Origin of the sequence: Stenotrophomonas rhizophila (genome assembly GCF_001704155.1) — a bacterium.
Lineage (GTDB): Bacteria > Pseudomonadota > Gammaproteobacteria > Xanthomonadales > Xanthomonadaceae > Stenotrophomonas > Stenotrophomonas rhizophila_A.
In genome coordinates, this window is sequence record NZ_CP016294.1 from 3,610,244 (window position 1) to 3,632,406 (window position 22,163).

The following is a 22,163-nucleotide window of genomic DNA, read 5'->3' on the forward strand; positions in this document are numbered from 1 at the left end:
CAGGAGTCATCGACATGCCCACCTTCCCCGACCAGCTGCTGTACATCGGCGGCCGCCCTGTGGCCTCGCAGGGCAACCGCACCTTCGAGGTGGTCAACCCGGCCAACGGCGAGGTGCTGGCCAACGTGCACAGCGCCAACAGCGACGACCTGGATGCCGCGGTGGAAAGCGCCCATGCCGGCCAGAAGGCCTGGGCCGCGCTCACCACGGTGGAGCGCTCGCGCATCCTGCTGCGCGCGGTGGCATTGCTGCGCGAACGCAACGACGACCTGGCCGAACTGGAAAGCCTCAACACCGGCAAACCGCTGAGCGAAACCCGCAGCGTGGACATCGTCACCGGCGCGGACGTGCTGGAGTACTACGCCGGGGTGATGCACGGGCTGGAAGGCAGCCAGGTGCCGTTGCGCGAAGGCAGCTTCTTCTACACACGGCAGGAACCGTTGGGCGTGGTCGGCGCGATCGGGGCCTGGAATTACCCGATCCAGATCGCGCTGTGGAAGGCGGCCCCTGCGCTCGCGGCGGGCAATGCGATGATCTTCAAGCCCAGCGAAGTGACCCCGCTGACCGCGCTGAAGCTGGCCGAAATCTTCACCGAAGCCGGCCTGCCCGATGGCGTGTTCAACGTACTGCCCGGCGATGGCGCCGGGGTCGGCACCGCACTGACCGAACACCACGGCATCGAGAAGATCTCCTTCACCGGCGGCACCGCCACCGGGCGCAAGGTGATGGCCAGCGCGTCCAGTTCCACGCTCAAGGAGGTGACCATGGAGCTGGGCGGCAAGTCGGCGCTGATCATCTGCGCCGATGCGGATATCGACCTGGCCGCCGATGTGGCGATGATGGCCAACTTCTACAGCTCCGGGCAGGTCTGCACCAACGGCACCCGCGTGTTCGTACCGCACGCCCTGCAGGCCGATGTCGAGCAGGCGCTGCGCGAACGCGTGGCCCGTATCCGCATCGGCGATCCGCTGGCCGAAGACACCAACTTCGGCCCACTGGTCAGCGCCGCGCACATGCGCCGGGTGCTGGCGCACATCGAGAGCGGCAAGACAGAAGGCGCGCGCCTGGTATGCGGTGGCGAGCGCCTTACCGACGGCGCGCTGGGCAAGGGCTGCTATGTAGCCCCGACCATCTTCAGCGATTGCCGCGACGACATGGCCATCGTGCGCGAAGAGATCTTCGGGCCGGTGCTCAGCCTGTTGACCTATGAAGATGAAGACGAGGCGATCCGTCGCGCCAATGCCACCGACTACGGCCTTGCGGCCGGCGTGGTGACACCGGACCTGAGCCGCGCACACCGGTTGATCCACCGCCTGGAAGCGGGCATCTGCTGGGTCAACTGCTGGGGCGAATCGCCGGCCACGATGCCGGTGGGCGGCTACAAGCAGTCCGGCGTGGGCCGCGAGAACGGCCTGGCCACGCTGCGTGCCTACACCCGCACCAAATCCGTCCAGATCGAACTGGACCGCTACGCGTCGGTGTTCTGACCGGCCTGACCAGGAGACCCCCGCGATGAAACGCGAGTACGACTACATCATCATCGGCGCCGGTTCGGCCGGCAACACGCTGGCCGCGCGCCTCACCGAAGACGCCGGGGTGAGCGTGCTGCTGCTGGAAGCCGGCGGCCCGGACTACCGCCTCGATTTCCGCACCCAGATGCCGGCCGCGCTGGCTTACCCGCTGCAGGGCCGGCGCTACAACTGGGCCTATGAAACCGAGCCGGAACCGCACATGGACAACCGGCGCATGGAATGTGGGCGCGGCAAGGGCCTGGGCGGCTCCTCGCTGATCAACGGCATGTGCTACATCCGCGGCAACGCGCTGGATTTCGACCAGTGGGCCACCTTCGATGGGCTGGAGGACTGGAGCTACCTGGACGTGCTGCCCTACTTCCGCAAGGCCGAAACCCGCGACATCGGGCCCAACGATTACCACGGCGGCGATGGCCCGGTCAGCGTGGCCACCCCGAAGAACGACAACAACGTGCTGTTCCACGCCATGGTGGAGGCCGGCGTACAGGCCGGCTACCCGCGCACCGACGACCTCAACGGCTACCAGCAGGAAGGCTTCGGCCCGATGGACCGCACCGTGACCCCGCGCGGGCGCCGCTCCAGTACTGCGCGCGGCTACCTGGACATGGCCAAGGGCCGTCCCGGGCTGGAGATCGTCACCCACGCCACCACCGATCGCATCCTGTTCGACGGCAAGCGCGCGGTGGGCGTGCGCTACCTGGCCGGCGGAAGCGCCGAACCGATCGATGTCGAGGCCCGGCGCGAGGTGCTGCTGTGCGCCGGCGCGATCGCCTCACCGCAGATCCTGCAGCGCTCCGGCGTGGGCGCGCCCGCATTGCTGGCCGCGCTCGGCGTGCCGCTGGTGCACGACCTGCCCGGCGTTGGGGAAAACCTGCAGGATCATCTTGAGGTGTACATGCAGTACGCCTGCACCAAGCCGGTGTCGCTGTACCCGGCGCTGCAGTGGTGGAACCAGCCGGCGATCGGCGCCGAATGGCTGTTCGCCGGCACCGGGATCGGCGCCAGCAACCAGTTCGAGGCCGGCGGCTTCATCCGCACCCGTGACGACTTCGCCTGGCCCAACATCCAGTACCACTTCCTGCCAGTGGCGATCAATTACAACGGCACCAACGCGGTGAAGGAACACGGCTTCCAGGCGCATGTCGGGTCGATGCGCACGCCCAGCCGTGGCCGCGTGCATGCGCGTTCGCTGGACCCCCACCAGCATCCGTCCATCCTGTTCAACTACCAGTCCACCGACCAGGACTGGCAGGAGTTCCGCGATGCGATCCGGATCACCCGCGAGATCATCGCCCAGCCCGCGCTGGACGAATACCGCGGCCGCGAGATCAGCCCCAGCGCCGACTGCCGCACCGATGCGGAGCTGGATGCCTTCGTGCGTGCCCGTGCCGAAACCGCCTACCACCCGTCGTGCTCATGCGCGATGGGCACCGATGCGATGAGCGTGGTGGACGGCCAGGGCCGCGTGCATGGCATGCAGGGCCTGCGCGTGGTGGACGCCTCGATCATGCCGCGCATCATCACCGGCAACCTCAATGCGACCACGATCATGATTGCCGAGAAGATCGCCGACCGCATCCGGGGCCGCGAGCCGTTGCCGCGCAGCACGGCCACGTACTACGTGGCCGGCGACGCGCCGGTGCGCGGCTGATGCACAAAATGCGTGCCCGATCGGCTAACCATTGGATTCATCCCGCCGGGTCGGGCAGCGCCGGCGGCCGCCGGTTTGCCGTCAACGTGCTCCCCACCGACGCCAGCACCGTGCAGCCGATCGCCGCCCACTGCAGGGGCGTGAGGTGCTCGGCCAGCAGACCCATCGCCAGCAGTGCAGCCACCGCCGGTTCCATGCTGATCAGGATGCCGAAGGTTTCCTTCGGCAAGCGCTTCAACGCCGCCATCTCCAATGACATCGGAATCGCGCTGGAGACCACCGCCACGCCCAGCCCGAACAGCAGGATCTTCGGGTCCAGCAGCGCCATGCCCGCATGCGCCACGCCCACCGGCACCACCACCAGCGCCGCCGCACACATGCCCAGCGAGACCGTATGCCCGGCCGGCAGGTGGCCGGCACGCTTGCCGAAGATGATGTACAGCGCCCAGCACACCGCCGCGCCCAGCGCGTACAGCACACCGGTCAGGTCCAGCGGCTCGCCGTGGCCCAGCGGCAGCAACAGCAGCAGGCCGGCGGCCGCACACCCCACCCAGACGAAATCGATCGGGCGCCGCGAGGACCACATCGCGACCGCCAGCGGACCGCAGAATTCGATGGCCACCGCGATGCCGAACGGAATCGTGCGCAGCGCCATGTAGAACAGCAGATTCATCACCCCCAGGGTGATGCCGTAGCGGAAGATCGCGCCCGCATCGGCGCGCGTGGTGGTCCAGCGCCACGGCCGGAACACCGCCAGCAGCACCAGTGCGGAGAAGCCCACGCGCAGCGCGCTGGTGCCCTGCGCGCCGATCACCGGGAACAGATCCTTGGCGAACGAGGTACCCACGGCAAGCGAAGTGACCGAGCCGAGCACGGCCAGGACGGGGAACAGCGTGGAGAGGCGCGACGTAGTCATCGCGCGAGGATACGCCCAGGCACACGTTGCGAGATACCTGCCGTGTCGTTACCCGCGCACTGCCGCCTCGATCCTGGCCACGTCGATCTTCTTCATGGTCATCATCGCCTCGAAGGCACGTTTGGCCACGGCCGGGTCGGTGCTGTTGAACGCCTCGGTCAGCACGCGCGGGGTGATCTGCCAGGAAAGCCCCCACTTGTCCTTGCACCAGCCGCAATCGCTCTCCTGGCCACCGTTGCCTACGATGGCATTCCAGAGGCGGTCGGTCTCGGCCTGGTCGTCGGTGGCGATCTGGAAAGAGAACGCCTCGCTGTGCTTGAACGCCGGCCCGCCGTTCAAGCCGATGCAGGGAATGCCGACCACAGTGAACTCCACGGTCAGCACATCGCCCTTTTTGCCGCCGGGAAAGTCGGAGGGCGCGCGGTGCACGGCCTGCACCGAACTGTCTGGGAAGGTGGCTGCGTAAAACGCCGACGCTTCTTCGGCGGTCCCGTCATACCAGAGGCACAGGGTGTTCTTGGCGATCATCACCGTTTCCTGGGATCGGGCTCCGGCCCGGGTGAGACCAACGGTAGGCCCGCCGATGTTAAGCGCTGGTAGGTCCGGACCCTTGATCGGGACCCACCCCCCACTTGCGACCGGTAGACATTGCGGATAGGACTGATTCGCATTACCATAATGAGATCCCGTTCGCGCCAGGGAGGCGCAGCGGCGATCAGTTGCCAACGCCCGTGCCTGTTTTCACGGCACCCGCCAGCCGCGTACTGCCCCCACTTTGACTGCAGCGCCCGGCATCCGAGGATGGCCGCCTGGTGCGCGCCGCCGCCCAGGAAACGCTGATGACCCGTACTTCCGCTCTGCCGTCCCGCACCTTGCCGCAAGGCCGCCTGCCGCAGGCGCTGTTGATCGCCTTGGCCACCCTGGCTGCGGCTCCCGCCTTCGCGCAGGACATCGGCGCCGACGCCACCACGCTGGACAAGATCGTGGTCAAGGGCGAGCGCGCCGAAGGCTATTCGGTTCGCAAGACCTCGGCCGCTACCCGCTTCGACCTCGCCCCGCGCGAGATCCCGCAGTCGATCAGCATCATCAGCCACCAGCGCATCGAGGACCAGAACCTTGATGACATCATCGACGTGCTGGCCAACACCACCGGCGTGAGCAGCACCCAGTCCGATACCGAGCGCACCGAGTTCTACTCGCGCGGGTTCTATATCGACAGCTACCAGTACGACAACCTGCCCACCCAGATGGTGCAGAACTGGAGCTACGGCGATTCCGGCCTGGACCTGGCCCTGTACGACCGCGTAGAAGTGGTGCGTGGCGCCACCGGCCTGCTGACCGGCGCGGGCAACCCGTCGGCGTCGGTCAACCTGATCCGCAAGCACGCCGACAGCGCCGAACTGACCGGCAGCGTGTCGGTCAACGTCGGCAGCTGGGGCCGCACCCGCAGCACCGTGGATGTGACCACCCCGCTGAATGCCAGCGGTTCGGTGCGCGCGCGCGTGATCGGCAGCTACCTCGATACCGAATCTCAGATGGACCGCTACGACCAGCACAAGACGCTGGGCTATGCGGTGATCGATGCCGACCTGACCCCGGACACGCAGCTGAGCGTGGGCTACGACTACCAGCAGAAGCGCGCCAACGGCGCCACCTGGGGCGGCTTCCCGATGCTGTTCTCGGACGGCAGCCCGACCCCGTATGACAAGACCTTCAACTCGGCCGCCAAGTGGACCTACTGGGACACCACCAGCAAGCGCGCGTTCGCCACGCTGGAACACGGCTTTGCCAATGACTGGAAGGTCCGCATCGGCGCGACCCATGACGAAACCAAGGCCGACGATAAGCTGTTCTACCCGGCATACAACGACTGGGTGAGCGGTGCCTCGCTGTTCGACCCGGTGACCGGTGCCGGCGTGTCCCCGTCGGCCGGCTTCTACAACACCGAGCGCAAGGTCGACGCCGTCGACGGTTACGTGGAAGGTCCGTTCCAGCTGTTCGACCAGGAACACAAGGTCATGGCCGGGCTGAGCTACAACAAGCGCGACTACGCCAACTACGGTGACTACCAGGTCGGTGGCCCCGGCCTGCCCTGGGATCCCTTCAGCAGCTACCTCGGCTGGAACGGTGACATTTCCGAACCGAACTGGGTGGGCACACTGCCGCTGCAGAGCGAAGGCACCATCACCCAGAAGGCCGGCTACGCCGCTACCCGTCTGTCCTTGGCCGATCCGCTCAAGCTGATCCTCGGCGCGCGGTACACCGACTGGAAGAGCGAGGGCGAAGGCTCGGATCGTTCGCACAAGGAAACCACGCCTTATGCGGGCCTGGTCTACGACCTCAACGACACCTGGACCACCTACGCGGCGTACACCGAGATCTTCCAGCCGCAGACCGCGCGCGACCGCAACGCGACCTACCTCGATCCGGTTGACGGCAAGAGCTACGAAGTCGGCGTCAAGGCCGCCTGGTTCGACAACCGTCTGAACGCCTCTCTGGCCGTGTTCCGCATCGAACAGGACAACGTGGCCCAGATCACCAATGAGCCGATTCCGTCGCGTCCGGGCGAGTTTGCCTACATCGGCGCACGCGGCACCGTCAGCCGAGGTTTCGAGCTGGAACTGAACGGTGAACTGGCCCCGGGCTGGAACGGTACCTTCGGTGCCTCGCGTTACGTGGCCAAGGACATCAACGGCGCGGACATCAACACCAACCTGCCGCAGACCACCATCAAGCTGTTCACCAGCTACACCCCGCAGGCGCTGAGCGACCTGACCGTCGGTGGCGGCGTGAACTGGCAGAACGGCATCTACTACCCGGTGCCGGCCTACGGCCGCATCGAGCAGGAGAGCTACGCGCTGGTCAGTGCCTTCGTGCGCTACCGCCTGGCCCCGCAGTTCAGCGTGCAGGCCAACCTCAACAATCTGCTGGACAAGGAATACTTCTCGCAGATCAACGGCTACGGTGCCTACGGCGACGGCCGCAACGGCTCGATCACCTTCACCTGGTCGTTCTGAGGTAGCACCCGACCGTTGGTCGGGGTGGCCGGTAACAAGCAGAAAGCCGGGCCAAGCCCGGCTTTCTGCGTTTCAATCTGCGTTTCAATCAGAACCGCAGGTCCGCGCGCAGGTACCAGTAGCGCCCGCGCGGGATGTCGTACGTCGACGCGTCGTAGCCGTTGAGCGAGCACGACAGGCAGATCGGCGGATCCTTGTCGAACGCGTTGTTCAACCCGGCGCTGAGCTGCAGGCCCTTCATCCAGTCGAATTTGTAGCCCACCTGGAAGTCGTGGTACGTGGTGGCTGCAAGTTTGTTGGTCCCGCCGGCCTGGTCACTACACACCGGGAAGCTGGACGCGTCGCCGCACTGTTCGGTCAGCTCGGAAATGTGCCGCACGGTCCACGACGCGTTCCAGTTGGCCAGGGTCCAGCCAATGGTCGCGTTGCTGGTCCATTCCGGAATGGAGCTGTTGACCACCTCCACGCCCGGTTCCTGCGGCTGGCGCTGGCCTGCCGCCCCCAGCGCCTCATAGCGGCCCACGAACGTGTTCTGCCAACCCAGCTTGAACTGGCCGATGTCGCTCTGCGGCAGCGTCCAGAACAGGTCCACGTCCCAGCCGTCGGTCTTGATCGAGCCCAGGTTGGTGAGGCGGTTGTTGAAGCCGCTGACCGCACCGGTGGACGCACGGGTGATGCCATCGCAGTACAGCGCGTCCAGCGTGTCCACGCACAGGTCAAGCTGGGTCTGCGCGTCGATGGCCTGGATCGCACCTTCGATGTTGTGGCGGTAGAAGGTCACTTCCACGTCGAAGCGCTCGGACCACGAGGCGTTGTTGCCGAACCACGGGCTCCACACGAAGCCGGCACTGAAGCTGCGCGAGGTTTCCGGATCCAGCTGGTCATTGCCGCCGGTGGTGACCGAGATCTGCGAATTCGCCTGCTGGAAGCCAGTCGGCACGCCCAGCGCCGCGCAGTTGGCCGCACTGCCGCGCGGCGGCGTGCCGCCCAGGCCCACCGAGCACGGATCGAACAGCTGCAGATCCGCGCGCGCGGCCGAGCCGTACAACTCACCGATGGACGGGGCGCGGAAGCCTTCGGCATAGCTGGTGCGCAGCACGAAGTCGTCGGTCACCTGCCAGCGCAGGCCGTACTTGGGCGTGAACTCGCCACCGAAGGTGGAGTAATCCGAATAGCGCCCGGCCAGGCTCAGGTCCAGCTTTTCACCCAGCGCGCTCTTGGCGAAGATCGGCACCGCCAGTTCGAGGTACACCTCGTTGACGTCGTACGAACCGGAGGTCGGCAGCGACGGCACGCCGTTGTAGTGGCCGCGCACCGTGATCGGATCGGGCTGGTATTCGCCTTCGTACTTGCGGTACTCGTACCCGGTGGCGAACGACAGCGGGCCTGCCGGCAGCGTGAACAGGTCGCTGCTCAGGTTGGCGGTGAACAGGGTGAGCTCGTTCTGGCTGCGGTCGTGCACCACCGGCTGGATCCAGTCCAGCATCGGCTGGGTAATGGTGCCTGGGCCGCCAAAGATGTTCAGCGGCACGCAGCCCGGGGTGGCCGCGCAGATGGCCGGATCACCCAACGCGATGTTGGCGTTGTAGATGTTGTAACTGCCGTAGTTGGTCTGCTCGGCCTTGTTCTTGCTGTACATGCCGTTGACGTCCCACGACCAGCTGCGATCGACGGCCTGGAACAGGCCCACCAGCCCGGTGGCGAAGTAGGTGGTGTTCACTTCCTGCTCGAAGATGCGCGGCCCGCCTTCCACCGGGCGGCGGCCGATCATGCTCAGGTTGCTGGACGAATCCAGGTCGAACCCGAACGGGTTGTACGGATTGAGCGCGGAAATCACGATGTTGTCGGCCAACGGGTTGCCGGTGGCGCCATCGGGGCCGAAGAACAGCGGCTCGGGGCCGGCCTGGTTGGTCGATTCGCGGCGGTTGGCCAGCGCCTTGATGTACCACTGCACGTTGTCGGTGATGTCGAAGCGGAACTGGCCGAAGATGCCCTTGCGCTCGGACGGGGTCAGCAGCAGGTTGTACTCGGCGAAGTTGAAGCGGTCCGCCGTGGTGAAGCAGTGGTAATCGTCGGTGCGGTCGCAACCGCCCACGCCGTTGAAGGTGGGATCGGTGGCGCCGGTGTTGGGCGTGATGTTGTAGGCGATGCCGGTGTTCGGGTCGGTGAACATGAAGCGACCGGTCGGGGTGGCCGAGCTGCCGAACGACAGGCCCGTGCCGGGAACCGGATAGCGCGACTGTTCGCGGGTGTTGGCATACACCGCGTCCTGCTTGGTCCAGCTGGCGCCCAGGAACAGGCTGTAGCGGTCGCCACTGGTGCCCCAGGCCAGGTCCACGCCCTTCTGGGTGCCATCTCCCTTGCTGTACTCACCGTAGTTCACGGTGACCTGGCCGCCATCGAACTCGCGGCGGGTGATGATGTTGACCACGCCGGCAATCGCGTCCGAACCGTACAGCGACGAGGCGCCGTCTTCGAGCACTTCAATGCGCTCGACAATCGCCAGCGGAATGGTGTTGAGGTCGGTGGCCGCGCCCACGCCGGACGCGGAGGATTCGTTGACCCAACGGATGCCATCGACCAGCACCAGCACGCGCTTGGCGCCCAGGTGGCGAAGGTCAACCTGGGCAGAACCGGCGCCCACGCCGCTGCCATCGGGCGGAAAACCGAAGTTGCCCGACGAGTTGAACTTCGCATTCAGCGCCGAACCGGAACCGGTCAGCTGCTGCAGCACCTCGCCGATGGAATTCAGCCCGGTGCGTTCGATCTCGCTGCGGGTAAGGGTCTGGATCGGCACCTGGCCTTCGACCTCGGCGCGCTTGATGCGGGTACCGGTGACTTCCACCCGGTCCAGTTCGGTGGTGGTGCGGGTAGCATCCTGCGCGGTGGCAAGGGTGGGGACGGACAGCAGGCACAGCGCTACGGCAGCCGCCAAGGGGCGGTAATGCAGGTTGTTCATTCGCTCTCTCTCCAAAGGAATGGCTTGCTGGGGCCGCCTCGCCTCCCCCTTGAAGCGCGGCAGCGTCTCCTTTGTAAACAACCTGTAAAGATGAAGGCGTGATGAAAGTGTGGATTTCACGCGGACGTTACGGATGCGGCACCGAGCGGCCGATCTGAGCCGACGAGCGGCTGCGCAGCAGCCGAATCCCGGACGGAAGCGCCCTATTCCGTACGGCAGCTCAAGGCGGTACCCGACCATCGGCACTGCAGGTGTGTGGCAGAAGGGGTGTCGACCTGCACGGGGATGCCCTGCGCCCGCGCGGCCCGCACCCACGCCTGGCGGTTGCGGACATTCTGGAACTGGTACGACCCGACCAGCGACACCGCACCGGCGCGCTGGGCAGCACTCTGGTCCGGCAGCTGATTGCCGTAGGGGTCGCGGCTTTGACCCGTGACATAGCCGGCCCGGCGGTTGCTGTTGCCGTCCATGGAGTAGACCGTGCGGGAGCGGTCAGGCCAGACAAGGTCGACCCGCAGCGGCCCCATGCCCAACCTGTCGTACAGCTTCAGCCTGCGCTCGTGCAGGTTCATCGACAGCTCGTCGAGCCATTGGTAACCGGTGGTGGCCCCAGCCAGGTGGCGGGCCAGCTGCGCGCCAAGGCGGGTCTGCAGCACAGTGTCCTGCGCCACTGTCACCGCGCTGAGCTGAGGCAGGGTTCGCTCGTGGTCGGCAACGCGCACCCCAACGGAAACCGCCGCCAGTGCGGGTGCGCACAGCAGTACGCACCCCAGCACAACAAAAGCGAGCAAGCAGCCAAGCGACTTCATCGCGGTGCCCCCTATGCGTTGCTTCCTCAATCGTCCTTCGGATACAGCTCAACCGATAGGCCTATCCCGGCCGCAGCGATCCGACCGAGCAATGCGCTATGGAACTGAAACCCACACAATCCGCTCAAGAACGCACTTACATAGAACTCAACTTCGCCACCCGTCTCCACCGGGCTACGTATGAAGTCGTCGTACTGGCTGATCCTCTCGAGGCACCGCTCCAACTATATGAAGTATTCGGTCCGAATCTGGCCGCAGTTAGCCTGATTTCCATACAGGACATGAATCCGATGCTATCTCCACTCACTTCGCACCGCACTTCTCTCGAACCCGACTTAGGACACGGGTGTGAGCATCACTTTTCTTCAGCTTGGCTTCGAGTCCACTGCACTCAAGCCTGACGCCGCCCCCCCCGGGATATACCAGCAGCGCTCCTTCAGGATCAACACCGTCCAAGTAGAGAACTGCGCAGCCATCCCCATCGACTGCAATCCGGACCGCCCTGGATCGAAGATTGCTCAGCTCCTGACTTCCAGATTCGCACATCGCGCCGTAGTACAGGCCACTCATGTCTCCATATATTTTCTTGGAATCAAGCTCCCCCTTAGTTCCATCATCGCATGCAGTCAGCAGCGTAACGACCGATGCAAGAGTGATAACCGACCGAACTCTGCTACGCAAACTTCCTGCCATTCGTCGTACCTATTCGCCGAGGCCGAGAGGACAATTTAATTGAATTCACGCCCCCTTCCTCAAGCGCAGGATCTGGCAGATCCTTCCCTGCAAGCAGGCAGGCGATCTCGGCACCAGATGCAGCCTCAATCAGCACCAAGCTCCCTTTCTCCAGAGCCAACGTGGCGGCCGCCAAATCCAAATCCAGCATTCTGCATGCGCGTCTTACCCCGAATTCGGCCGAGAGCGCATGGTAAACATGAACATCGGCGATCACGTTTTGCAGGCTGAACCGCTCTACACACAAGCGTTTTACTTCTGAAAACTCCATTACGTACGATTTCAAGGTCTGCGTATCCAGCAACCTCAGTACGAATGCATTCCGCCCGGATGTATGTATCGAAGTGATCTCAAAGTCATGGATATCCATCTTCATTTTCATCACTTTTTGGGCCAATCACTCACAGGCACTCCCGGCTGCCGCTCTCCTCCAATCCATTCGTGTACGTGATGATTTCCCGGTCCATGATCATGACCACGATCGACATCGAACTTCGGAGCCCCATCGTCTCCATAGTATCTCGGCTGTAGGCAAGACGGGAAAGTGTGACCGCTCTCACTCAATGGTGTGACTGGCGCTTGTTCTGCCGCGATTTTCGGCTTGTCTTACAGGCTTACGCGGGGATTTCTTACAAGACGATAGGCGCAGCGACAGTGGCGGTGATGGAGGCGGTGTCGCTTTCGGTGCAGTCAGAGAGAGTACCGACCAACGGTCGGTACCTACCAGCGTAGTTGTTGGTGACGCGGAAGCGGCCCACCGTTCGGCGGGCCGCTCGTTCTGCTACGGGTTCACGAACGCGATCTTTTCCATGTGCGCGTTGTTGGCCGCGGCCAGCACTTTGGCCATCACGTCGTACTCGGCGTTGGGGTCGGTGGCGATGCGCAGTTCGGGAACGTTACCGGTGTTGGCCTGTGCGGCGTCCTGCATGCGCTGCTGCAGCGAGCTGACCGCAACCATCTGGCCGTTCCAGCTGACCTGGTTGCTGGCGTCCACCCGCAGTTCGATCGGCGGTGGCGGTGCGGTGGGCGGTACCACGGTGGTGGGTTGCGGCAGGTTGACCGGGATGGGCATGGACACCATCGGGGCGGTCACGATGAAGATGATCAACAGCACCAGCATTACATCCACCAACGGGGTGACGTTGATGTCGGCCAGTGGTCCGGAATTGCCTGCTGCACTGAATGCCATGGTGTGGGTCCTTGTTGTTGGTTTTCCTGCGGGCCGGCCAACGGCCGGCGCTACCGTTTCGTTTCAGTCTCCTGCAGTCGTTGGGGCTGGCGGCTTTGACATTACGCCCGTGCGTTACGCCTGTTCAGGGGGGCGACGGGTGCCGTTCATCATTGAGTTGGCTTGCCCTCACCGGCTTTCACCCTTGCCCGCTATCCTTTCGGCATGAACCGACTCCCCCTCCTGATCCTCAGTTCCGCCACCCTGCTCGCCTGCACGGGCGTGGGCGCCGATGCCGGTGCCCAGAGCCTGGACGCCCAGCGCGCGCAGATGAAGGCGGCCATCGAGAATGCCGAACGCGGCCAGTTCGATCCCGGCCAGGCGGCGGGGCTGGCAAAGCACCCGCTGTATGGCTGGCTGGAGTACGCCAACCTGCGCCGCAACATCGATACGGTCACCACTGCCCAGGCCCAGGACTTTCTCAAGCGCTACAACGGCCAGGCCGTGGCCAGCAGCTTCCGCAGCGTGTGGTTGCCGGCGGTAGCCCGGCGCCAGGACTGGCCCACCCTGCTGGCGAACTGGGCGCCCACCGAGAATGTCGGCCTGCGCTGCGCCCAGCTCAATGCGCGCCAAGCCACCGGAAAGGCCGATGCGCAGTGGGTCAGTGAGGCGCAGGCGATCTGGCGCAGCACCGGCAAGTCCCTGCCTGATGCCTGCGATCCCGTGTTTGCGGCGCTGGATGCCAAGGGCGGAATGAGCGCGGAGCTGCGCTGGGAGCGCATCGATGCCGCGGCCGACGCGCAGGAGCCGGCGGTAATGCGCAGTGCCGCCCGCGGGCTGCCGGCCGCCGACCTGGCGCTGGCCAACACCTATGCCGCGTTCGTGGACAAGCCCAATGCCAGTGCGCTGAACTGGCCGCGCAACGAACGCAGCCGGCGCATCGCCACCGATGGCCTGGCCAAGCTGGCCAAGGCCGACCCGGACGCGACCGAGCAGCAGCTGCCGCAGTACGCCAACGCGCTGCAGCTGAGCGCCGCCCAGCAGGCGGATGTGAAGTACCAGATCGCGCTATGGACGGTGGCGTCCTATGGGCCCGATTCCGCACGCCGGCTCAATGCCGTGCCGGATTCGGCCTATGACGAGCGCCTGCACGAGTGGCGGGCACGCGAGGCGATGTCGCGCGGCGACTGGCCGGCCACGCTGGCGGCGATCCGCAAGATGGAGCCGAAGCAGCGCAGCGACTCGCGCTGGCGCTATTTCGAGGCGCGCATGCTGGACAAGACGGGCAAGCGCAACGAGGCAGTGCCGCTGTACCGCGAAGCGGCGCGCGCGGCCACCTTCCATGGTTTCCTGGCCGCCGACCAGCTGGGCCAGAGCACCTACACGCTGTGCCCGGTGGAACCCAAGGACAGTGCGCAGGCACAGGCCACGGTGGCACGCGACCCGGCGATCGTACGCGCGATGGAACTGTTCAGGATCGAGCGTTCGGGCTGGGCGGTGGCCGAGTGGAACGATGCCCTCACCCGCTTCGACACCACGCAGCGCCGTATTGCGGTGGAAGTGGCGCGCGACAACGGCTGGTTCGACCGCGCGGTGTTCTCGCTGGGCAAGACCCCGGAAGAGCAGCGCCTGTACAGCCTGCGCTTCCCGCTGCACCACGATGATGCGATCCGCCGTGAGTCGGCGCGCAATGCGATCGACCCGGCCTGGGTGGCCGCCGAGATCCGCGCCGAGAGCATCTTCAACCCGAAGGCCCGCTCGCCGGCCAATGCGATGGGGCTGATGCAGGTGCTGCCGGCCACCGGCGCGAGCGTGGCCAAGACCATCGGCCTGACCAACTATGGCGGTGCGGCCAGCCTGTATGACGCCGACACCAACATCGCCATCGGCACTGCCTACCTGCGCCAGCTGATGAACAAGTACGAAGGCCTGCCCTATGTGACCATCGCCGCGTACAACGCCGGACCGACCCCGACCGCGCGCTGGCAGTCGCAGCGGCCGGGCTTCGATCCGGATATCTGGATCGAGACCATCAGCTACAAGGAAACCCGCGAGTACGTTGCACGCATTCTTGCGTTCAGCGTGATCTACGACTGGCGTCTGAACGGCGACGCGCTGCCGGTCACCGACCGCATGAACGGGCGGCTGCAGGCGAAGCGGAAGGCGTTCGCCTGCCCAACCGACGCAGACAAGGGCGGCGATTGATCCGCGGTAGCGCCGAGGTTCTGCGGGGGATCGGCGCCAGGCCGGTCGTGGCATGATTCCCCCATGAAGATCTATCTCGTTGGCGGCGCGGTTCGCGACCGCCTGCTCGACCGCCCGCCTGGCGACCGCGACTGGGTCGTCGTGGGCGCTACCCAGCCGGAAATGGAAGCGCTGGGGTACAAGGCCGTGGGCAAGGATTTCCCGGTGTTCCTGCACCCGGATACGGGCGAGGAATACGCGCTGGCGCGGACCGAGCGCAAGTCCGGCCGCGGCTACCGGGGCTTCGTCGTCGATGCCGATCCCTCGGTGACGCTGGAAGAAGACCTGCTGCGGCGGGATTTCACCATCAACGCCATTGCCTGCGATGAGGCCAGCGGCGAACTGGTGGACCCGTACGGCGGCGTGCGCGACATTGAACAGCGCGTGCTGCGGCATGTGGGCCCCGCCTTCGTGGAAGATCCACTGCGGGTGCTGCGTGCGGCGCGTTTCATGGCGCGCTTTGCACCGCTGGGCTTTACCGTGGCGCCGGAAACGATGCAGCTGATGCGGCAGATCGCCGACAGCGGCGAGCTGGATGCGTTGGTGCCCGAACGGGTCTGGCAGGAACTGCGCCGCGTGCTCGGTTCGGCGCAACCGTCGGCCTTCCTGCGCACGCTGCACGATGCCAATGCGCTGGGGGCGGTGTTGCCCGAACTGGAAGCGCTGTACGGGGTGCCGCAGCGCGCCGAGTACCACCCGGAGGTGGATACGGGCGTGCACCAGGAAATGGTCAGCGATATCGCCGCGCAGCTGGCGCCGGGCGATGACCTGGCGGGGTTCGCCGCGCTTACCCACGACCTGGGCAAAGCACTGACTCCGCAGGCGGAATGGCCGCGCCATGTGATGCATGAGCAGCGCGGGCTGGAACCGCTGCGTGCGCTGTGTGATCGCCTGAAAGTGCCGCTGGATCATCGTCAGCTGGCCGAGGCGGTGTGCCGCGACCATCTCAACGTGCACCGCATCGACGAATTGCGCGATGGCACGGTGCTGGAGCTGCTGGGCCGTTGCGATGGGTTCCGGCGGCCGGAACGGATCGCCAGGATCGCGGTGTGCTGCGAGGCGGATGCGCGTGGCCGCCTCGGCTTCGAGGATCGGCCGTACCCGCAGGGTGAAACACTCAAGCGGCTGCACCAAGCGGCACTGTCAGTACAGGCCCGCGATCTGGATCTAGCGCACCTGAAAGGCCCGGCGGTAGGCGAAGCCCTGGCCCAGGCGCGCATCAAAGCAATTGCCGCAGCCCGTCGTTGATCCTACGGATGCACCACGAACAGGCCGCCTGCTCCGGGTGAGCGGGCGAGGTCTGCGTCGGACAGGCGCGCCCGCGCGGTGGTGATGAAGAGGCGTCCGTCGTCGCCGAATGCCAGGCTGCCCACGTGCGCGGCCGGTACCGGAATCGAGCGCAGGACCGCGCCGTTGGGTGCGAGTTCCACTACCGCATGCCCGCCCCACATCGCCACCCATAGATGACCATCGGGCCCCATCGTCATGCCGTCGGGTTTGCCGGGCACGCCGAGGAAGTCGGTCACCACGCGCGGTTCGCCCAGGGTGCCGGCGTGGATATCGGCCGCATAGGCCAGCAGCGTGCGCGCCAGCGTATCAATCACGAACAGCGTGCTTTCGTCTGCGGAGAAGGCCATGCCGTTGGCCACGCCCAGCCCCTCCGCCACGCGATGCGCGGGCAACTCGACACTGCCTGCATGGAACAGCGCGCCCCGGCCGGACAACAGGCCGCGATGCATGGAACCGCCCCACAGCCCGCCCAGGCTGTCCACCACCATATCGTTGAGCCGGCACCCCGCACCAACATCGATCTCCGGGCCGGCGGTGATGCTTCCGTCCGCCACCAGCCGCAGGAAGTGCGTCTCTCCATTGCCGACCAGCCCGGACCCCACCTGCCCCAACGCCCATACCGGTTCGGTCAACGCCACGCGCGTGCACGCCGCTCCATCCCACCGCAGCAGGCACGGCACGGTCGGGTCGACCCAGCACAAGGTGCCGTCCGCATCGAAGAGGGGCGACTCGCCTACCGTCGCCTGCGCGGCATGCACCAGCGTGGCCACCGGTGCGGCGGGCGCCTGCAAGGCCTGGATCCACGCCGCAGCGCGCTGGCCAACGTCATCGGCGGCGCGGCCAGGACGGTACAGATCGGTGCCCACACCGAAGGCGCGAACGCCTGCTTCGCGGTATGCACCGATGTCGCCCACGCTTGCGCCCCCCACGGCGATCAGGCTCACGCCGGCTGGCAACACCGCCGACAACGCCGACAACTGCGGTCGCGCGCCATGGGCCGGGAACGCCTTGAGATGGCGGGCGCCGGCGGCGATGGCGGCGAACGCTTCGGTCGCGGTGACGAACCCCGGCAAAGGGATCATGCCCTTCGCCACCGCGGCAGCGATCACCGCCGGATCGGTATTGGGCGACACGCAGAATACGCAGCCGATGGAGGCGAGCTGCTCGACGGCATCGGTGTTCACCACCGTGCCGGCACCGATCAGCATGCGCCCTTCAAAATGCGCAACCAGCGCGGCGATGGTGGTGAACGGGTCCGGCGAATTGAGCGGCACCTCCGCCAACCGCACGCCAGCGGCGTACAGCGCCTCCACCACGGCAATCGCGTCGTCGCCGCTCAGCCCGCGCAGGATCGCGATCAGGCCGGTCTCGGTCAGTGCACGGTCGAACGCTGCATCATGCGCACTCATGCCACCGCTCCCGCTGCCTGGTGCAACGCCAGGAAACCGCGCGTTGATGCCTGCTGTGAGGCAATCGCACGGCCGGAGCCCCCCAGCTCCTGCAGTGCGCGCGCATACAGCGCGCACACCGGCGCGGCGCCGATCAGCGGCACCTCGTTCAATGCGTCTGGCCAATAACGGCGGACATCGGCAAGCTCCGCGCCGATCAGCAGGCCGCGCAGGTAGGAAGCTCCCTCGCGCCGGGCGAGGTCGCTGCGGATCACCCGCGCCCGCGCGCCGAACAGCAGGGTGGCCAATCCTGCACCGCCCTGCGCGGTCCGCACGCCGTCGATGAACGCCTCGCCGTCTTCGGCCGGACCGTCAACAACCGACGCCAGCAATCCGGCTGCGGTGAGCCGGTCGAAGATCTCGCCCGACATCGCGGTCATGAACTCCACCACCACACCCTGTTCCAGCCGCACCCATTTGCTGTGGGTGCCGGGCAAGGCCACCAGTCCAGTGGCGGGAATCGTGCCGAGCGCGACCATCCCCAGCAGCTCGGTTTCCTCCCCGCGCATGATGTCCGGCGCGCCGTCGCCGCGCCGGCAGGCCAGCCCCGGAACGATGGCCACCCCATGCGTACCGATCCGCACCTCATGCAGGTGCCCGGCGATGGCGTGCGGGGATGCCGGGCATTCCACGTATCCCGCATCACTCCAGCCGATGTTCGAGCCGATCATGCCGCTGGCATAGATCCGCGAGGCATGCGGCCACGCGGTTGCCACGTCCTCCAGCAGCGCCTGCATCTGCGACCGCTCCAGCCCGGCAATGCCGCGCGGCTGTTCGATCGTCGCGCTGACCGTGCCGTCGGCGTCGATCCGGTAAGCGCGGAAGTTGGTGCTGCCCCAGTTGATGCCGATGATGTAGTTCGTGTCCTGCCCCCTCATCGCCGGGTCACTCCTGCACCACCATCCAGCGCAAACACCGAACCGGTAATCCAGCCACTGCGCGGCGAGGCCAGGAACAGGGCGAGCTCGGCGGCGTCTTCAGGTGTACCCAGGCGACCCAGCGGATGTCGTTGCTCGTTGCTGCGCCGTGCGGCGGCGGGGTCGGCTGCGCGCGCGAACGAGGCCTGCAGCATCGGCGTATCCACCGATGCCGGGGCGATGGTGTTGACCCGGATGTTGTCCGGGGCCAACTCCAGCGCGGCGGTGCGTGCCATTTCCTCCAGCGCGGCCTTGGACGCGGCATAGGCCGCCAGCCCCGGCGTGGCGAAACGCGCGTTGATCGACGACACCAGCACGATGCTGCCACCCCGCCCGCGCATGTCCGGCACCAGCTCGCGCATCACCCGCAGCGCACCGAGCACGTTGACCGAGTACACGTCCAGCCAAAGGTCGTCGGTGCTGTCGAGCGTACTGCCCGGCGGACAGATGCCGGCGCAGTGCACCAGCGCATCAAAGGGCCCCAGCGCAGCGCGCAAGTCGGCAATGGAAGCACTGACCGCGTCCGGCGAGCGCAGGTCGGCCACCGCCGTGGCATTGGCCCCGCTCGATATGCCCTGGTCCAGCGCCGCCACCCGGGCGCCATCGGCGCGCAGCCGCGTTACCACTGCCGCGCCGATTCCGCTGGCCGCACCGGTCACCAGCACCGTGCGCCCCTGCATTCCCGCCTCGCTCATGCCCTGTCCTTCCTTTCCAGAGGAACCATGCTCAGAACCGGTAGGTCAGGCTGGCCTTGTAGGACCGGCCGAACACCACGTTGGTACGCAAGCCTTCGGCATACCCGTCGAAGGTGCGCTGTTCGCTGTCGAGCAGGTTGTTGCCTTCCAGCTTCAGCGACAGGCGCTCGCTGAAATCGTAGCTCATCGATGCCGACAGGTCCTTGTAGGTGTCGTTGTAGATGCCCGTGGACGCTGCCGACAGCCCCACCAGGTATTCGTCACGCCAGTTGTAGGCCAGGCGGATGCCGAACGGGCCGTTCTCGTAGTAGCCGATCAGGTTGGCGTTGTTCTTGGACAGGCCCGGGAACGTCATGGCGTTGCCGTTGATGTCGGTGATCGGGGTTTCCGAGTCGATCCAGGTGTAGGTGGCCACCACGCCGAAGCCATCGAACATGCCGCTGAAGGGCACCTGCGCCAACAGCTCCGCGCCTTTCACCTTGGCCTTGTCGCCGTTGATCTTGCGCAGCACCAGGAAGTTGACGTTGCTGTAGGTTTCCGCGCTCTGGCGCTGCACGATGAAGGTGGACACGTCCTTGTAGAACAGGCCGGCCGAGAGCAGGCCCTGGCCGCCGTAGTACCACTCCAGCGACAGGTCGTACTGGGTGGCCTTGAACGGATCCAGGTCCGGTGCGCCGCCGCTGCCGGTGCCCGGCGAAGTCTGCACGCCGTTGGCATCGAACACGGCGTTGTTGTTGAGGGTCACGCCGTTGTTGAGGTCTTCGGTATTGGGGAAGGCCACCACCTTGGCCGCGCCGCCGCGCAGCACCAGGCTGTCGCTGATCTGCAGCTTGGCCACCGCCGAGGGCAACACCTCGCGGTCGTCACGCTCGAAGCTGGACGGGGTCAGCGCACCGGTGCCGCTGATCAGGTTGCCGCGCGAGGTCAGGTCACGACCCACGAAGCGCAGGCCGACGTTGCCGCCCAGCGCCATGCCGCCCACCTCGGTGTCCCAGTTGAGCTTGGCGTAGGCCTCGAGGAAGTCTTCATCCACGCTGAAGGTGGCCGAATAGGCCAGCGCGGTGTTGGCTGGATCTAGGCACTGCGGGTTCTGCGAGATCTGCGGCAGCGTGGTGAAGCTGCCGCAGCCGCCGAAGGTGCCGCGGAACGCCCCCAGGTAATCGCGCGGCAGGCCGGCGAATTCGCCCGGCAGGAAGTCGCTGTTGCTGTACACGCGGATGTAGGGATCCATCTGCGTCACCGGAATGCCGCCGGCCGGGCGGATGTCGGCGCGGCGGGGGTCCTGCAGGCTTTCCAGCCGGCTGAAGCGCGCGCCAACGTCCAGCGAACGCAGCGGGCCGTTGTCGAAGGCCAGGCTCCAGTCGGTGCGCATCGCGCGCGAGTCGGTCTGTGCGCGCCAGTCGTTGTCGAACAGGATGGTCATGCGCCACTGCGCCGGATCGACCACGTTGACGCCGCTGACGTTGAAGCTGCCGAAGCTGCCGCTGCGCAGGTCGAAGTCGGTGACCGAGGTCAGCCCGGCCATGGGCGCCAGCCGCATGTAGCGCTGGTTGTAGCTGGCGGTGGAACGGCCCCAGTCCAGTTCGGCCGAACCGGTTACGCGTTCGCCGACCTGGAAGCTGGCACGCAGCGCGCTGGACAGGGTGTCCGAATCGATGTCGGCCACTTCGGTGTTGAGCAGCACGGTGCCGGTGGATCGGCCGGCCAGCAGGATGTCGTGGTCGGAGTAGACCGCGTTGCTCAGGCCGGCGGAGGGATTGAAGGCGATCCAGTAGCGGTCGCGCTCGGCCTTCTGCCGGGAATAGAAGGTATCCCAGGACAGCTCCACGCCATCGGCCGGGCGCCACTGCAGTACCGCGCTGAGGCCCACCTTGGTGCGGTCATCGTCGATGTTCTGCGCGCGCATGTCGGTACTGCCGAAGCGCGTGCGGGTGGGATCGGTCGGGTCGTTGAAGCGGGCATACCCGGAGAAGGTGTCCAGGCCCTGCTGCACCACGTTGCGGCGGCCGTACGTGGCTGACAGCAGCGCACCGAAGGTGCGATCCTCGTTGCGCCGCGAGATCAGCCCGAAGGCGTTGTGGCCCCAGGAATCGGCCATGTCGTCATAGGTGCCGGCCAGGCTGACCACGTTCTGGTCGCTGTCGCCCGACAGCGGCTGCCGGGTGTGGATGTCGACGATGCCGCCAAGCCCACCGGAAATTTGGTCGGCGCCGGCGAGCTTGGTCACTTCCAGCCGCGAGATCAGCTCGGAGGGCACCAGTGAGAGCAGACCGTAGGTGGAGGTGGCCAGCTGGTCCAGGCCGTTGCCGCCGCGCCCGGTGGCATCGACGATCTGGCGGCCGTTGTACAGCAGCACGTTCTCTTTCAGGCCGCGCACCAGGATGTCGCTGCCCTCGCCCATGCCGCGCTCGAGCTGCACGCCGGCCACCCGGCCCAGCGATTCGGCGACGTTGGTGTCGGGCAGCTTGCCGATGTCATCGGCCACGATCGCATCGACGATCTGCGGCGAATCGCGTTTGAGGTCGCGCGAGGCTTCGAGGCTGCCGCGGATGCCGACGACGCTCACGGCGTCGAGTGTCTGCGCCTGCTGGTTGCCGGCGGTGGTGGTGGTGGCAGGCGGAGCATCCTGTGCGGCGGCCAGCATCGGCGCCAGCAGGCAGGTGCCCAAGGCGGTGAACAAGGTGGAACGTCGAAAACGAAGCATGTATCGGCCCTCTCCCAAGGTAGGGATCCCGCTGCAGGCCCCCGACCTGCCCAGCTGGATCCAGCGCTTTTTCGTCGTTGC

At 66.2% G+C, this 22,163-nt stretch carries 15 protein-coding genes; 5 read left to right on the plus strand and 10 right to left on the minus strand.

Translation table 11 applies throughout. The features are described from left to right. The first annotated feature begins 14 nt into the window (after positions 1–14). Positions 15–1,487: a betaine-aldehyde dehydrogenase gene (betB, locus tag BAY15_RS16100; RefSeq protein WP_068854005.1), complete on the plus strand. Its 1,473-nt coding sequence runs from the start codon at positions 15–17 to the stop codon at positions 1,485–1,487. Positions 1,488–1,512: 25 nt separating this feature from the next. Next, positions 1,513–3,183, plus strand: a complete 1,671-nt coding sequence (gene betA / locus BAY15_RS16105; RefSeq protein ID WP_068854006.1) for a choline dehydrogenase — start codon at positions 1,513–1,515, stop codon at positions 3,181–3,183. 37 nt (positions 3,184–3,220) lie between these two features. Here the strand turns inward: betA and BAY15_RS16110 are convergent, their stop codons facing one another. Together BAY15_RS16110 and BAY15_RS16115 are read right to left on the minus strand one after the other, a co-directional pair. Next, on the minus strand, positions 3,221–4,099 hold the full coding sequence (locus tag BAY15_RS16110) for an EamA family transporter (RefSeq protein WP_068854007.1): 879 nt from the start codon (positions 4,097–4,099) through the stop codon (positions 3,221–3,223). Between the two features lie 48 nt (positions 4,100–4,147). After that, on the minus strand, positions 4,148–4,627 hold the full coding sequence (locus tag BAY15_RS16115; protein ID WP_068854008.1) for a VOC family protein: 480 nt from the start codon (positions 4,625–4,627) through the stop codon (positions 4,148–4,150). 311 nt (positions 4,628–4,938) lie between these two features. Between BAY15_RS16115 and fhuE the strand changes: the two genes are divergently transcribed. Then, positions 4,939–7,116, plus strand: coding sequence for a ferric-rhodotorulic acid/ferric-coprogen receptor FhuE (gene fhuE, locus BAY15_RS16120; RefSeq protein ID WP_068854797.1), 2,178 nt, complete (start codon positions 4,939–4,941; stop codon positions 7,114–7,116). Positions 7,117–7,204: 88 nt separating this feature from the next. On the opposite strand, the gene BAY15_RS16125 is transcribed toward fhuE, so the two are convergent. The 4 genes from BAY15_RS16125 to BAY15_RS16145 all read right to left on the minus strand — a co-directional run bounded on the left by BAY15_RS16125 (position 7,205) and on the right by BAY15_RS16145 (position 12,805). Further along, the gene (locus BAY15_RS16125) at positions 7,205–10,075 is read right to left on the minus strand and encodes a TonB-dependent receptor (RefSeq protein ID WP_068854009.1); all 2,871 of its coding nucleotides are present in this window, start codon (positions 10,073–10,075) and stop codon (positions 7,205–7,207) included. 203 nt (positions 10,076–10,278) lie between these two features. Then, a complete protein-coding gene (locus tag BAY15_RS16130; RefSeq protein ID WP_068854010.1) occupies positions 10,279–10,884 on the minus strand; it encodes a hypothetical protein in 606 nt (201 codons plus the stop codon). A gap of 673 nt (positions 10,885–11,557) precedes the next feature. Further along, positions 11,558–11,992 carry a hypothetical protein gene (locus tag BAY15_RS16140; protein WP_068854012.1) on the minus strand — a complete coding sequence of 145 codons (435 nt, stop codon included), beginning with the start codon at positions 11,990–11,992 and terminating at the stop codon, positions 11,558–11,560. Between the two features lie 405 nt (positions 11,993–12,397). Beyond that, the gene (locus tag BAY15_RS16145) at positions 12,398–12,805 is read right to left on the minus strand and encodes an ExbD/TolR family protein (RefSeq protein WP_068854013.1); all 408 of its coding nucleotides are present in this window, start codon (positions 12,803–12,805) and stop codon (positions 12,398–12,400) included. Positions 12,806–13,009: 204 nt separating this feature from the next. On the opposite strand from BAY15_RS16145, the gene BAY15_RS16150 reads away from it, so the two are divergent. Beyond that, positions 13,010–14,989 carry a transglycosylase SLT domain-containing protein gene (locus BAY15_RS16150; RefSeq protein WP_068854014.1) on the plus strand — a complete coding sequence of 660 codons (1,980 nt, stop codon included), beginning with the start codon at positions 13,010–13,012 and terminating at the stop codon, positions 14,987–14,989. 63 nt (positions 14,990–15,052) lie between these two features. Further along, positions 15,053–16,276: a multifunctional CCA addition/repair protein gene (locus BAY15_RS16155; protein ID WP_068854015.1), complete on the plus strand. Its 1,224-nt coding sequence runs from the start codon at positions 15,053–15,055 to the stop codon at positions 16,274–16,276. 2 nt (positions 16,277–16,278) lie between these two features. Here the strand turns inward: BAY15_RS16155 and BAY15_RS16160 are convergent, their stop codons facing one another. Genes BAY15_RS16160 through BAY15_RS16175 form a run of 4 tightly spaced genes read right to left on the minus strand, consistent with a single transcriptional unit; the run spans position 16,279 to position 22,082 of the window. Then, the gene (locus BAY15_RS16160; protein WP_068854016.1) at positions 16,279–17,727 is read right to left on the minus strand and encodes a 2-dehydro-3-deoxy-6-phosphogalactonate aldolase; all 1,449 of its coding nucleotides are present in this window, start codon (positions 17,725–17,727) and stop codon (positions 16,279–16,281) included. After that, positions 17,724–18,644 (minus strand): 2-dehydro-3-deoxygalactonokinase, encoded by a 921-nt coding sequence (locus BAY15_RS16165; protein ID WP_083214212.1) that lies wholly within the window; start codon positions 18,642–18,644, stop codon positions 17,724–17,726. Before BAY15_RS16165 ends, BAY15_RS16160 begins: the two co-directional genes overlap by 4 nt. Next, positions 18,641–19,378 (minus strand): SDR family NAD(P)-dependent oxidoreductase, encoded by a 738-nt coding sequence (locus BAY15_RS16170; RefSeq protein WP_083214213.1) that lies wholly within the window; start codon positions 19,376–19,378, stop codon positions 18,641–18,643. Before BAY15_RS16170 ends, BAY15_RS16165 begins: the two co-directional genes overlap by 4 nt. Before the next feature lie 31 nt (positions 19,379–19,409). After that, complete coding sequence (locus BAY15_RS16175; RefSeq protein WP_157771770.1) at positions 19,410–22,082, minus strand: TonB-dependent receptor; 2,673 nt, start codon at positions 22,080–22,082, stop codon at positions 19,410–19,412. Positions 22,083–22,163: the final 81 nt, after the last annotated feature.

What these genes read in the sequence shown, in the direction of transcription:
- betB (WP_068854005.1), top strand. Translation starts at nt 15, where the DNA reads ATGCCCACCTTCCCCGACCAGCTGCTGTACATCGGCGGCCGCCCTGTG.
- betA (WP_068854006.1), top strand. Translation starts at nt 1,513, where the DNA reads ATGAAACGCGAGTACGACTACATCATCATCGGCGCCGGTTCGGCCGGC.
- BAY15_RS16110 (WP_068854007.1), bottom strand. Translation starts at nt 4,099, where the DNA reads ATGACTACGTCGCGCCTCTCCACGCTGTTCCCCGTCCTGGCCGTGCTC.
- BAY15_RS16115 (WP_068854008.1), bottom strand. Translation starts at nt 4,627, where the DNA reads ATGATCGCCAAGAACACCCTGTGCCTCTGGTATGACGGGACCGCCGAA.
- fhuE (WP_068854797.1), top strand. Translation starts at nt 4,939, where the DNA reads ATGACCCGTACTTCCGCTCTGCCGTCCCGCACCTTGCCGCAAGGCCGC.
- BAY15_RS16125 (WP_068854009.1), bottom strand. Translation starts at nt 10,075, where the DNA reads ATGAACAACCTGCATTACCGCCCCTTGGCGGCTGCCGTAGCGCTGTGC.
- BAY15_RS16130 (WP_068854010.1), bottom strand. Translation starts at nt 10,884, where the DNA reads ATGAAGTCGCTTGGCTGCTTGCTCGCTTTTGTTGTGCTGGGGTGCGTA.
- BAY15_RS16140 (WP_068854012.1), bottom strand. Translation starts at nt 11,992, where the DNA reads ATGAAGATGGATATCCATGACTTTGAGATCACTTCGATACATACATCC.
- BAY15_RS16145 (WP_068854013.1), bottom strand. Translation starts at nt 12,805, where the DNA reads ATGGCATTCAGTGCAGCAGGCAATTCCGGACCACTGGCCGACATCAAC.
- BAY15_RS16150 (WP_068854014.1), top strand. Translation starts at nt 13,010, where the DNA reads ATGAACCGACTCCCCCTCCTGATCCTCAGTTCCGCCACCCTGCTCGCC.
- BAY15_RS16155 (WP_068854015.1), top strand. Translation starts at nt 15,053, where the DNA reads ATGAAGATCTATCTCGTTGGCGGCGCGGTTCGCGACCGCCTGCTCGAC.
- BAY15_RS16160 (WP_068854016.1), bottom strand. Translation starts at nt 17,727, where the DNA reads ATGAGTGCGCATGATGCAGCGTTCGACCGTGCACTGACCGAGACCGGC.
- BAY15_RS16165 (WP_083214212.1), bottom strand. Translation starts at nt 18,644, where the DNA reads ATGAGGGGGCAGGACACGAACTACATCATCGGCATCAACTGGGGCAGC.
- BAY15_RS16170 (WP_083214213.1), bottom strand. Translation starts at nt 19,378, where the DNA reads ATGAGCGAGGCGGGAATGCAGGGGCGCACGGTGCTGGTGACCGGTGCG.
- BAY15_RS16175 (WP_157771770.1), bottom strand. Translation starts at nt 22,082, where the DNA reads ATGCTTCGTTTTCGACGTTCCACCTTGTTCACCGCCTTGGGCACCTGC.